The organism is Streptomyces sp. NPDC050703, from assembly GCF_040654435.1.
Lineage (GTDB): Bacteria > Actinomycetota > Actinomycetes > Streptomycetales > Streptomycetaceae > Streptomyces.
Map to the genome: position 1 here is coordinate 1 of NZ_JBFAHX010000080.1, position 12256 is coordinate 12256.

The 12256-nt window shown below is 73.7% G+C and carries 9 protein-coding genes; 4 read left to right on the plus strand and 5 right to left on the minus strand.

The features are described 5' to 3' along the window. Window positions 1-89 precede the first annotated feature (89 nt). Window positions 90-680 carry a TetR/AcrR family transcriptional regulator gene (locus AB0I16_RS35280; RefSeq protein WP_363253771.1) on the minus strand — a complete coding sequence of 197 codons (591 nt, stop codon included), beginning with the start codon at window positions 678-680 and terminating at the stop codon, window positions 90-92. Window positions 681-906: 226 nt separating this feature from the next. On the opposite strand from AB0I16_RS35280, the gene AB0I16_RS35285 reads away from it, so the two are divergent. Next, window positions 907-2601 (plus strand): MFS transporter, encoded by a 1695-nt coding sequence (locus AB0I16_RS35285; RefSeq protein ID WP_363253772.1) that lies wholly within the window; start codon window positions 907-909, stop codon window positions 2599-2601. A 151-nt stretch (window positions 2602-2752) separates the two neighbouring features. Continuing rightward, the gene (locus AB0I16_RS35290) at window positions 2753-3355 is read left to right on the plus strand and encodes a dihydrofolate reductase family protein (RefSeq protein WP_363253773.1); all 603 of its coding nucleotides are present in this window, start codon (window positions 2753-2755) and stop codon (window positions 3353-3355) included. 35 nt (window positions 3356-3390) lie between these two features. Here AB0I16_RS35290 and AB0I16_RS35295 read toward each other — a convergent pair whose 3' ends face one another. Continuing rightward, on the minus strand, window positions 3391-4188 hold the full coding sequence (locus AB0I16_RS35295; RefSeq protein ID WP_363253774.1) for an alpha/beta hydrolase: 798 nt from the start codon (window positions 4186-4188) through the stop codon (window positions 3391-3393). Window positions 4189-4323: 135 nt separating this feature from the next. Between AB0I16_RS35295 and AB0I16_RS35300 the strand changes: the two genes are divergently transcribed. Together AB0I16_RS35300 and AB0I16_RS35305 are read left to right on the plus strand one after the other, a co-directional pair. Next, complete coding sequence (locus AB0I16_RS35300; RefSeq protein WP_363253775.1) at window positions 4324-5319, plus strand: MerR family transcriptional regulator; 996 nt, start codon at window positions 4324-4326, stop codon at window positions 5317-5319. Between the two features lie 174 nt (window positions 5320-5493). Further along, on the plus strand, window positions 5494-7737 hold the full coding sequence (locus AB0I16_RS35305) for a helicase (RefSeq protein WP_363253776.1): 2244 nt from the start codon (window positions 5494-5496) through the stop codon (window positions 7735-7737). Here AB0I16_RS35305 and glgB read toward each other — a convergent pair. The 3 genes from glgB to AB0I16_RS35320 all read right to left on the minus strand — a co-directional run. After that, on the minus strand, window positions 7724-10348 hold the full coding sequence (glgB, locus tag AB0I16_RS35310) for a 1,4-alpha-glucan branching enzyme (RefSeq protein ID WP_363253777.1): 2625 nt from the start codon (window positions 10346-10348) through the stop codon (window positions 7724-7726). The two genes, AB0I16_RS35305 and glgB, sit on opposite strands and share 14 nt — an antisense overlap. Before the next feature lie 26 nt (window positions 10349-10374). After that, entirely contained in the window at window positions 10375-11817 is a 1443-nt protein-coding gene (locus tag AB0I16_RS35315; RefSeq protein ID WP_363253778.1) for a maltokinase, read from the minus strand. A gap of 116 nt (window positions 11818-11933) precedes the next feature. Continuing rightward, a partial coding sequence (locus AB0I16_RS35320) for an alpha-glucosidase C-terminal domain-containing protein (protein ID WP_363253779.1) occupies window positions 11934-12256 on the minus strand: 323 nt, incomplete at its 5' end.

Here is a 12256-nt window from a genome sequence, read left to right on the forward strand (position 1 = left end):
TGTGGTGCAGTCCTAGACAGCTCCACCACACCGGAGGTCTTCGCCTTTGATCAAGACCCCCGTGTCAACAACGCTCGTGATCAATACACCTAGGGCAGCCCCGCGATGATCTCCCGTACCCGCTCGGCGGGGACGCCCGCAGAGAACAGGGCCGTCGAGGCGGCGGCCCTGCCCGCGTCCTCAGGGGGCAGGAGCCCGTCGTTGACGGCCTCCATCAGGCCGAAGAGCTGCTGTTCATGGACGTACGCGAGGGCGGCGGGCGGCAGGGACGAGGTGAAGGACCCGTCGTCGAGGCCCCGCCGCAGCACGTTCACGCACTGCTCGCGCACCGGGGCGAGGCGCTGCCTGATGCCCTCCATCGCGACGCTGCGCTGCGCGAGGGCGACCAGGAGGCGGTAGCCGTCGGCGATCTCCCAGACGGCGACCATGGAGTGCGCGATCGACTCGGCGGGGTCGTCCGACCGCGACCGCCCCGAGGCGTGGGCCGCGGCGACGTCCTCCACGGCGCCGTCGATGAGCGCGCCGATCAGCGCCTCCCTGCTGGGGAAGTGGCCGTAGACGGTCCTGCGCACGACGCCCGCGGCCCGCGCGATCTGGTCCATCGACGCCTCGGGATCGCGGAGGAGTTCGGCGAGGGCGACCTCCAGGATGCGGCGGCGGTTGGCGTCGGCTCGGCTCATGGCCTCCATTCTGCACGCGGCGCGGAGCGGCCCGTCCCGCACCGGTTTTGCACAGCCTTGTGCAATGGCGTAACTTGCACAGTGTTGTGTATTTGCACAGCGGTGTGCAGGCGATGTGCAGGCGGTGCGCGGACGTGTACCGGCCGCGCCGGAGCGCACACCCGCCGTGCGAGCGCACGACGGACGGAACATCCGCAGGGAACAGGGTCGAAAGGGTGAGGCTTCGGTGGCGCTCGTCATGAGGCAACCGGTCGAGGAGATGGAGCAGCCGTACGGGCGCCGCTGGTGGGCGCTGGGGGTGCTCTGCCTGAGTCTGCTGATCATCGTCATGGCGAACACGGCACTGACCGTCGCCGCGCCCGACATGACCAAGGACCTCGGCCTCTCCAGCTCCGACCTCCAGTGGGTCATCGACGGCTACACCGTCCCGTACGCCGCGCTGATGCTGCTCCTCGGCGCCATCGGCGACAAGTACAGCCGTCGCGGCGCGCTCGTCCTCGGCCTCGTCGTCTTCGGCGCGGGATCGGTCGCGGGCTCCCTGGTCGACAGCTCCACGGGGGTCATCGCGGCCCGCGCGGTGATGGGCTTCGGCGCGGCGATGATCATGCCCGCCACGCTCTCCCTGCTCGCGGCGACGTTCCCGCGCGCGGAGCGGGCCAAGGCGATCGTGCTGTGGACCGCCACGGCCGGCCTCGCGATCGCGGCGGGACCGCTGGTCGCGGGCGCGCTCCTGGAGGACCACGGCTGGGCGTCGACCTTCCTGATCAACGTGCCGGTGGCCGTCCTCGCCGTCCTCGGCGCCTTCGTGCTCATCCCGCCGTCCAAGGCCGGGCACCACGACCGGATCGACTACGTCGGCGGCCTGCTCTCCGTCGTCTGGACCGGCGCGCTGATCTACATGATCATCCAGGGTCCGCACTTCGGCTGGGACGCCAAGGCGATCTCGGCGGCGGTCGTCGCGGGCGTCGGCCTGCTGGCCTTCGTCGGCTGGGAGCTGCGCCACCCGCACCCGATCCTGAACGTCCGCCGCTTCCTCGACCGCCGCTTCGCGGGCTCGAACCTGGCGGTGGCGCTGTTCTTCCTCGCGGTCTTCGGCGCCTTCTACTACCTCACGCAGCACCTGCAGTTCGTGCTCGGCTACAACCCGCTGGAGACCGGCGTGCGCATGCTGCCGCTCGCGGGCGCGGTCTTCGTCGGCTCGGCGCTGACCGGCTTCCTGACCCCGCGCATCGGCATGAAGATCACCGTGTCGGCGGGCATGGTCGCGGGCACGGTGGCGCTCGCGCTGCTGACGCGGGTGGACGCCGGTTCCTCGTACGGGGACTTCGTGGCCCCGCTGATCGTCCTCGGCCTGGCCATCGGCCTCGCCCTGTCGCCCTGCACCGACGCCATCATGGGCGCCTTCCCCGAGTCGGAACTCGGCGTGGGCGGCGCGGTCAACGACACCTCCCTCGAACTCGGCGGCTCGCTCGGCATCGCCATCCTCGGCTCGGTGCTCGCCAGTTCGTACTCCTCCAACCTCGCGGACGCGGCGAGGGCCTCCGGCGCCAAGCTGCCCGACGGCACGCTCGACACGGCGCAGGACTCGGTGGGCGCCGGCTACGCGGTCGCCCAGGGCATCGGCGACCAGGCCCGCGCGACGGCGGAGAAGGCCGCCCACGCCGGCTCGCAGCAGCAGGCCGCCCAGCTGAAGGGCCAGGCCGAGCAGCTGGCCCAGGGCGCGCACAGGATGGCCGACGCGGTCGGCTCCGCGTTCTCCGACGCGGTCTCCCACACCAGCCTGATCGGCGCCGCGATCCTCGGCGTCGGGACGGTGCTCGTCGCGGTGCTGCTGCCCCGCAAGGGACGGGACGAGACGGCTCCGCGGACCTCGGAGGAGCCCGCGCCCCGCGAGGCGGCCGAGCCGCAGCCGCAGCGCTGACAGAGCCGCAGGACACCGCCGACGCCCCGGGCCGCCCCGGGGCGTCGGCGTATGCCGCCCGGCCCGCGAGGCTCCCCGTAAACCGTTGACACCACTGCAACTGAAGTACTACGGTCTGACCACTTCAAGCGGAGTGTTACGAGGGAGCCCCATGCGAAAGCTCGTCTATTTCATCGCCGTCAGTCTCGACGGGTTCATCGCCGGGCCCGACGGTTCCGACCCGACCGGCCCCGACGGCTTCTGGCCGGTGGGCCAGGACTACGTCGAGCACCTCGCGGAGACGTACCCCGAGACCCTGCCGGCCCCGGCCAGGGAGGCTCTGGGCATCACCGCGGAGGGGACGCACTTCGACACCGTCCTGGAGGGGCGCAGGACGTACATGATCGGCGTGACCGCCGGGCTGCCCAACGCCTACCCGCACCTGCGGCACCTCGTCTTCAGCCGCACCCTCACCGAGAGCCCCGACCCCGGCGTCGAACTCGTCGCCTCCGACCCGGTCGAGAAGGTGCGTGAGCTCAAGCGCGAGGACGGCGAGAACGGCAAGGACATCTGGCTCTGCGGCGGCGGCGAGCTGGCCGGCGTGCTGCGGGACGAGATCGACCGCCTCGTCGTCAAGGTCGGGCCCCTGACGCTGGGTTCGGGCACGCCCCTGTTCTCGCGGGAGACCCCCTTCGAGCCGGTGCACTACGAGCGCACGGACGCCGTGCTCCTCGACAGCGGCACGGTCTTCCTCACCTACGACAAGCAGAGCTGACGCACGCCGGGCCCTCGGCACACCGGCTCGGCACCTCACACGGTGCTGAGCCGCCGGCCCTCGCCCGCCGCCGCGCCCAGCAGGACGTCCGACAATTCGTCGGGCACGGACAGCATCGGCCAGTGCCCCGTGGCCAGTTCGAAGAAGGTCGCCCGCGGGTCCGTGAGGTGCTGGACCATCGGCAGGCCCGACGCCACCAGCGCTTCGAGCGAGGCGATGTCCGCCGTACCGCCGGTGGTGCAGAAGACCCCGGTCGTCGGCAGCGCGGCGACCTTCTCCGAGATCCGCAGCTTCCGCGTGGCCGGGCCGAGCGGCATCGGCGACGCCAGGCGCACCAGCCGGTCGAGGGCCTCGGGGGAGACTCCCGCGAGGTTCCCGTGCTCCCGCCACTCCGCGCGGGTCGGCGCGGGCACGCGCCAGCCGTCCTCGGCCCGCTCCGGCATCGCGAGCGACCTCTCGCGGGCCGGGGAGGGCGGCATCAGCTCACGTATCTGGTCGAGCATGGAGCAACCGTCCCGCGGCAGCGGCGAGTCCAGGTGGACGAGCCGGGCGACACGGTCGGGCCGCCGGTCGGCGGCGCCCGCGGACGGGTAGATGCCGTAGCAGTAGCCGACGAGGACGACCTCGTCCGCCTCGATGTGGTCGATCGTCTGGACGACGTCCTCGATGTGCGTCTCCAGGTCGACCCCGGGCCCCGCCAGATGGCGCCGGTCCCCTAGGCCCGTCAGCGTCACCGCGTGCACCTCCGCCCCCGCCCCGCGCAGCCGCGCGGCCACGTCACGCCAGAGCCAGCCCCCCGTGTAGCCGCCCGACACCAGCACGAACACCGTCATGATTCCTCCTCGTACGCGGGCTCCCGCGCAGGCTCGTACGCGAGCCCGCGAGCCGCGTCCGTCCGCGCGGCCCGGCCGTCCGGCCCGCCGCGTTCGCCCGTACGCTAGGAACTCCCCCTGAGGGAGGTTCAAGGCATGACGGCGGAGAGAGACGCGGGCCTCGGCCCCGACGGCCTGTGGAGCATCGGGCGGCTCGCCGAGAAGGCGGGCGTCACCGTGAAGACCGTCCGCTTCTACTCCGACCGCGGCCTGCTGCCCGAGGCCGCACGCAGCGGCGGTGGCCACCGCCGCTACGGGCCCGACGCGCTCGACCGGCTCCGCCTCATCAGGTCCCTGCGCGCCCTCGACCTGCCGGTGCCGGACGTGGGGCGGGTCATCGACGGGCAGGACGCGCTGGAGGACATCGTCGAGGGGCAGTTGCGCGACGTCGGCTCCCGGCTGACCGCGCTGCGCTGGCGCGAGGCCGCGCTCCGGCTGCTGCACGACTGCGCCCCCGAGGAGCGCGCCGAACGGCTGTGCCTGGTCGGAGCCCTCGGGACGCCGCCCAGTACGGCCGCGCTCGCCCGGTTCTGGCGGCGCTGGCTGCCCGCGCGGATGCCGGCCCGCGTGGTCGCCGCCGTCGTCGAGCGGGCGGTCCCGCAGCCGCCGGACGACCCGAGCCCGGCCCAGGTGCTCGCCTTCGCCCGGCTGCACGCGTTCGTCTCGGGGCCCTGCCCCGCCCCCGGGCACCCGGAGCACGGTCGCGACCAGCCAGAGGTGCACCTGCCGGGCAAGGGGTACCGGCCGGGCGTGCTCTACGAGGCCCTGCCCGAGGCGTTCGGCCTCGCGGCGGCGCAGCTCGGGGCGGGGCGGGCGCCGCACGGCGGCGAGGCGCTCGACTGCTTCGTCGCCGCCCACGCCGCCGCGCTCAACGCCCGCGACGGCGCGGCCTTCCGCCGCGGCCTGCACCGGATGCTCGCCGCCGAACCGCGCCTCGACCGCTACTGGCGGCTCACCGCCGAGGTCACCCGCCCGCGGTCCGGGCCGCCCGAGCCGACGCCGGGCGCGGCCGACGACTGGCTGCGGGCGGCCCTCGCGACCGCGGTGCAGCGAGGTCCTTCCCGGACGGGCCCGGCCTCGACGCCGACGTGAGGGACCGCCGTCGGGTCATGCGCCAAGAGAAATACCCCGGACGAATTGACGTCCGGGGTATTTCTCTGCGTATAGTGGATTCTTTCGCGAATCATCTGCCCGTTTGCTTTGATGCAAGTGCGCCGGTTTCGCGAAGAAGTTCAATAAGAGCACTGTAACTGGCGAGGGGCTGAATTGTCAAGCGAGGAATTGCGGGAAGAGCAGCAATTCGTCTCCGGTCTCTACGCGCGCCTCGACGCGCTGCGCGAGGAGGCGGAGGACGCGGTGCGGACGTCGTTGGCGCAGGTCGGGACGGGTTTCCAGGCGCGCCTTGAGCGTGATGTCTCGGTCGCGGAGCAGTCCGGGCTGCTCGCCGCCCTCGACGCCGGGGAGAACGGGCTCTGCTTCGGCAGGCTCGAATTCCGCGACGGCCGCGACCACCACATCGGGCGCATCGGAATCCGCGCGTCGGACGCCGAGCGCACCCCCCTGGTGATCGACTGGCGCGCCGATGTCGCGCGCCCCTTCTATCTCGCCACGGGTCATACGCCGATGGGCCTGCGCAGACGCAGGCACATCACCACCCGGGGCCGTGAGGTCACCGCCCTGCACGACGAGATCCTCGATCTCGGCGACACCCGGCGGACCGGCCACGAGGGCGCCGACGCCGACGAGGTGCTGCTCGCCGCGCTGGACTCGGCGCGCACCGGCCGCATGCACGACATCGTGCAGACCATCCAGGCCGAGCAGGACCGCATCATCCGCGCCCCGCACCGCGGCGTCATGGTCGTCGAGGGCGGCCCCGGCACCGGCAAGACCGTCGTGGCGCTGCACCGCGCCGCCTACCTGCTCTACGCGCACCGCGAGCTGCTCGCCAAGCGCGCGGTCCTGATCGTCGGCCCGAACCCCGCCTTCCTCGGCTACATCGGCGAGGTGCTGCCCGCGCTCGGCGAGACCGGGGTGCTCCTCTCCACGGTCGGCGAGCTGTTCCCCGGCGTCACGGCGACCGGCACCGACAGCGCGGCGGCGGCCGAGGTGAAGGGCCGCGCGGCCATGGCGGACGTCCTCGCCGCGGCGGTCCGCGACCGGCAGCGGACCCCCGAACCGGGCGAACCGATGGTCATCGAGCACGACGACGGCGATCTGATCCTGGACTGGACGATCGCCGACGCGGCGCGCGAGGCGGCCCGCGCGGCCGACGTCCCGCACAACCTCGGCCGCCCCTACTTCGCCTTCCACGTCATCGACGCGCTGACCGCGCAGCTCGCCGACCGCATCGGCGCCGACCCCTACGGCGGCCCCAACTTCCTCGGCCCCGACGACATCGCCCAGCTCGGCAAGGGCGTCGCGGCGAGCGCGGAGGTCCGCGCGGCGATCGAGGAGCTGTGGCCGACGCTGACCCCGCAGGGCTTCGTCACCGACTACCTGGAGGAGCCGACGGGCCTCGACGAGGCGGACGCGGCGGCGGTCCGGCGCCCGCGCGGCGCGCCCTGGACCCCCGCGGACGTCCCCCTGCTCGACGAGGCCGCCGAGCTGCTCGGGCACGACGACAGCGCCGAGCGGGCGCTCGCCGAGGCCCACAGGGCGGAGCAGATCGCGTACGCGCAGGGCGTCCTCGACGTCTCCCGCGCCTCGCGGACGTACGAGTTCGAGGACAAGGACGAGGACGACGCCGAGGTCCTGCTCGCGCACAACATCATCGACGCCGAGCGGATGGCCGAGCGGCAGGAGGAGACCGACCACCGCAGCGCCGCCGAGCGCGCGGCGGCCGACCGCACCTGGGCGTTCGGCCACATCATCGTCGACGAGGCGCAGGAGCTCTCCGCCATGGCGTGGCGGCTGCTCATGCGGCGATGCCCGACCCGTTCGATGACGCTGGTCGGCGACCCGGCGCAGACCGCGGAGGCGGGCGGCTGCGGCTCCTGGGAGAAGATCCTCGCGCCGTACGTCGAGGACCGCTGGGAGTACAACCGGCTCGGCGTGAACTACCGCACGCCCGTGGAGATCATGGACGTGGCGGCGGAGGTGCCGCGCGCGGAGCGGCCGGACTTCCGGCCGCCGAGCTCGGTCCGGTCCACGGGGACGCACCCCTGGGCACGCCGCGCGGACGACCTCGCCGCCGCCGTGGCCGAAGCGGTGGCCGCCGAGACGCGGGACGAGGGCCGCCTCGCGGTGATCGCCCCCCGCGAGTTCCACCCGGAGCTCGCCGCACAGCTCCCCGGAGTGACGGCCGGGGAGGCCCCGGACCTGACGCGGCCGGTCGTCCTGATCGACCCGCGTCAGGCGAAGGGCCTGGAGTTCGACACGGTCCTGGTCGTCGAGCCCGCGCGCTACGGCACCAGCGACCTCTACGTGGCCCTGACCCGGGCCACGCAGCGCCTCGGCGTGCTGTACGCCGGGGAACTGCCGGTCGCGCTGAAGCAGCTCACACCGGCCTGAGCCACACCGTGGCCAGCGGCGGCAGCGTCAGGCGCAGGGACGCGGGACGGCCGTGCGACGCCACCGGCTCCGGCTTCAGCGGGTCGGGGTTGGTGACGTCGCCGCCGCCGTAGCGGGCCTCGTCGGTGTTCAGGATCTCCTGCCAGGCCCCGGACCCGTCCGGCACCCCGAGGCGGTAGGCGTGCCGCACCACCGGGGAGAAGTGGGAGACGGCGAGCAGCGGATCGCCCGCCCTGTCGTAGCGGAGGAAGGCGAAGACGTTGTCCTCGGCGGCGTCGCCCTCCACCCAGGCGAAGCCGCCGGGGTCCGTGTCGCGCTGCCACAGGGCGCCCTCGCGCCGGTAGACCGTGTTCAGGTCGCGTACGAGATCCCGTACGCCCCGGTGGTCGGGCTCGGCGCCGTACGCCGGGTCGAGCAGCCACCAGTCCGGGCCGTGTCCCTCCGACCACTCGGCGCCCTGGGCGAACTCCTGGCCCATGAACAGGAGCTGCTTGCCGGGGTGGGCCCACATGTAGCCGAGGTAGGCGCGGTGGCCGGCGCGCTGCTGCCACCAGTCGCCCGGCATCTTGGAGACCAGCGACCGCTTGCCGTGCACGACCTCGTCGTGCGAGATCGGCAGGACGTAGTTCTCGCTGTAGGCGTACACCATCGAGAACGTCATCTCGTTGTGGTGGTACTTGCGGTGCACCGGCTCCTTCGCCATGTAGCCGAGGGAGTCGTGCATCCACCCCATGTTCCACTTCAGGCCGAAGCCGAGGCCCCCGAAGCCGCCGGGGCCCTGGTGGTGGGTGGCCCGGGTCACGCCGTCCCAGGCGGTGGACTCCTCGGCGATCGTGACGACGCCGGGGCAGCGGCGGTAGACGGTCGCGTTCATCTCCTGGAGGAAGGCGACGGCGTCGAGGTTCTCCCTGCCGCCGTGCTCGTTCGGCGTCCACTCGCCGTGCTCGCGGGAGTAGTCGAGGTAGAGCATCGAGGCGACCGCGTCGACGCGCAGGCCGTCGATGTGGAACTCCTCGCACCAGTAACTCGCGTTCGCCACCAGGAAGTTGCGCACCTCGTTGCGGCCGTAGTCGAACTCCAGGGTGCCCCAGTCCGGGTGCGCGGCCCGCGCCGGGTCCTCGTGCTCGTACAGGGGCCGCCCGTCGAACTCGGCGAGCGCCCAGTCGTCGCGCGGGAAGTGCGCGGGCACCCAGTCCATCAGGACGCCGATCCCCGCGCGGTGCAGCGAGTCGACGAGGTGCTTGAAGTCGTCGGGGGTGCCGAGGCGGGAGGTGGGCGCGTAGAACCCGGTGACCTGGTAGCCCCAGGAGCCGCCGAAGGGGTGCTCGGCGACGGGCATCAGCTCCACGTGCGTGAAGCCCAGGTCGGAGACGTAGGCGGGGAGCTGCTCGGCGAGCTGCCGGTAGGTGAGGCCGGGCCGCCAGGAGCCGAGGTGCACCTCGTAGACGGAGAACGGCGCCTCGTGGGCCGGGCGTTCGGTGCGGCGCGCCAGCCAGCCCTGGTCGTGCCACTCGTGGTGCGACTCGTGCACCACCGACGAGTTCGCGGGCGGCGTCTCCGTGCGGCGGGCCAGCGGGTCGGCGCGCAGCGTCCTGGAGCCGTCGGGACGGGTGATCTCGAACTTGTACAGCTCGCCCTCGCCGACGGACGGCGCGAACAGCTCCCAGACCCCGCTGCCGCCGAGCGACCGCATCGGGAAGCCGGTGCCGTCCCAGAAGTTGAAGCCGCCGACGACGCGCACCCCGCGGGCGTTCGGCGCCCACACGGTGAAGCGGGTGCCGATCACGCCCTGGTGCGCCATCGGCCGCGCCCCGAGCGCCTCCCACAGCCGCTCGTGCCGCCCCTCGCCGATCAGATGCAGGTCGAACTCGCCGAGCGAGGGCAGGAAGCGGTACGCGTCGTGCGTGACGTGCTCGGCGTCCTCGTAGGTGATGTGGAGCCGGTAGTCGTCGGGGGCGGCGGGCAGCGGGAGCACCGCGGAGAAGAACCCCTCGCCGTCGTCGCGCAGCTCGGCACGGAGGTCGTCGGCGACCACGGAGACGGCCTTGGCGTAGGGCCGCAGGGCACGGAAGGCGATGCCGCCGGCCACGGGGTGCGCGCCGAGCACGCCGTGCGGATCGTGGTGGGTGCCGTCGAGCAGGCGTACGCGGTCCTCGTGCGGGACGGGCGACGCGGCGACGGGCGCGGGCCCGGCGGGGGGAACGGACTCGGCCCTGGCTGCGGGCACGGAACGCGTCCGGGCCGCGGGCACGCCCTCCGTGCGGGCGGCGGGCACCGGCTTCGCGGGCCGCCCGGCGGCGGCCTTCCGCACGGGCTCGGCGGCCTTCGGCACGGGCTCGGCGGCCTTCGGCGGCTTCGGCGGTTTGGCGCTCCGCACGGCCTTGGCGGGCACGGCCTTCTTGGCGGCGGCCCTGACGGCCTTGGCGGTCCTGGCGGCCGGGGAGCCGTCGGCGGCCTTCGCGGGCTCGGCGGCCTTCCCGCTCGCGGCCGCCTCGGGGCTCGCCCCGCCCGGCGCCGGTGCGCCCTCGGGGGCCTGCGGTTCTTCGGTGGGCTGGGGGTCCGGAGGCCGCGCGGCGGGTTCGTCGGACGGTTTGCGGGGGCGGCGGGTCACTGGAGGAGCCTCCTGGGAAGGAGTGGTCAGAGGGCGTCGTCGGCGGAGCCGGTCCCGGCGAGGCGGCGGGCAGCGGCCAGCGGGACCCGGAGCCAGCCGGGGCGGTGGCGGGCCTCGTAGAGGACTTCGTAGACCGCCTTGTCGGTCTCGTGGGCCCGCAGGAGTACGGGGTCGGTGCGCGGGTCGCGGCCCGATACGTCGGCGTAGCCCACGCAGAACGCGGCCCGGCACTCGGTGGCCCACGCGAGGGCCCAGGGTTCGGTGGAGCACGCCGCGTAGTCGAAGGAGCGCAGCATGCCCGCCACGTCACGGATCGCGGGCTGCGGGAGCCTGCGCTCGGCGAGCGGACGCGCGGGCTCGCCCTCGAAGTCTATGAGCGACCAGCCCCCTTCGGGGGAGCGCAGGCACTGCCCCAGGTGCAGGTCGCCGTGGACGCGCTGGGCGGTCCAGGACTGGCCCTCGCCGCCCAGGTCGGCCAGCGCCTCGAAGGCGGTGAGCAGCCCCGGGGCGTACGGCCGCAGCGCGGGGACCGCCTGGGCGGTGGCGTGGAGGCGCTCCGCCATGGCGTCGGCCAGCTGCTCCACCTGCGCCCGGCCCAGCGTGACGGTGGGCAGGGCGGCGGCGAGCGCCGCGTGCACCTCGGCGGTGGCGCGGCCGAGCGCCCGGGCCTCGCCGGTGAAGGACTCGCCCTTGGCGAGCATGCGCAGAGCGAGCTCCCAGCCGTCCTCGGCGGCGGCGAGGTAGGGCTGGAGCACACCGAGCCCGCACTCCTCGTCCGCCGGGCCGTGGCCGGTGCCGAGGTCCGCGAAGAACCAGGCGGCGGGCGCGGGCACCCGTGCGCAGCCCTGCCGGGCCAGGTGGAGCGGTAGCTCCAGGTCGGGGTTGGTGCCGGGCACGACCCGGCGGTACAGCTTCAGGATGAACGTGTCTCCGTATGTCACCGAGGAGTTGGACTGCTCGGCCCTGAGCGGGCGCGGCGCGAGGCCGCTCGGTATCTCCACGCCCATGTCGCGCTCGAAGCGGAGCGGTCCGTGCCGCCCCGGCATCCGCAGCCGTTCGAGGAGCAGCGCGGCGAGCCGGGGGTCGTGCAGCGCCTCGTACACCGTGTGCCCGGCGAGCGGGCCCTCGGTGACGTGGCCGATGAAGGCGCCGGCCAGCTGTGGCGGCAGGGGGCGGCGTACGCCGATGAGCAACTGGTAGCAGTCGCCGGGGCCCTCGGCCGACGCGCCCTGCGGGCCCGGGTCCTGGGCGGGGCCGAGCGGCTGGTGGACCCGCAGGAGCAGGTGCAGCAGGCCCGCGGGGGAGCTGCGCGGGAGGAGTTCCGTCACCGCCACCGGCTCGAAGCCGCTGATGGGGCGGCCCTTCCCGGCGAACCAACGCTGCCGCGGCAGCCACTCGCGCAGGAGCGGGTCGAGCGAGGCGAGCAGCGCGGTGGCGTGGGCGTTGGGGCGGGTGGCGGCTTCCGACATGACGTCGCGGTCCTTCCGCGTGGCGGACAGGTCAGTGTGCGGGGGTGCCGGTCTGCGTTGGGTGCCCAGGGCGGGGCGGGGGAAACCGCCCCGCGCGGGCTTGGCGCTGCCGGAGCCTACGCCGGTTCCTGGCGCAGCCGGAACCAGTAGAAGCCGTGCCCCGCGAGGGTGAGGAGGTACGGCAGTTCGCCGATGGCCGGGAAGCGCACCCCGCCGATCAGCTCGACGGGGTGGCGTCCGTTGAAGGCTTGGAGATCCAGTTCGGTGGGCTGCGCGAACCGCGAGAAGTTGTGGACGCACAGCACGAGGTCGTCGCCCTCCTCCTCCGTCGCGGGCGCCTCCCTGAGGAAGGCGAGGACGGCGGGGTTGGAGGAGGGGAGTTCGGTGTAGGTGCCCAGGCCGAAGGCGGGGTTCTGCTTGCGGATCTCGATCATCCTGC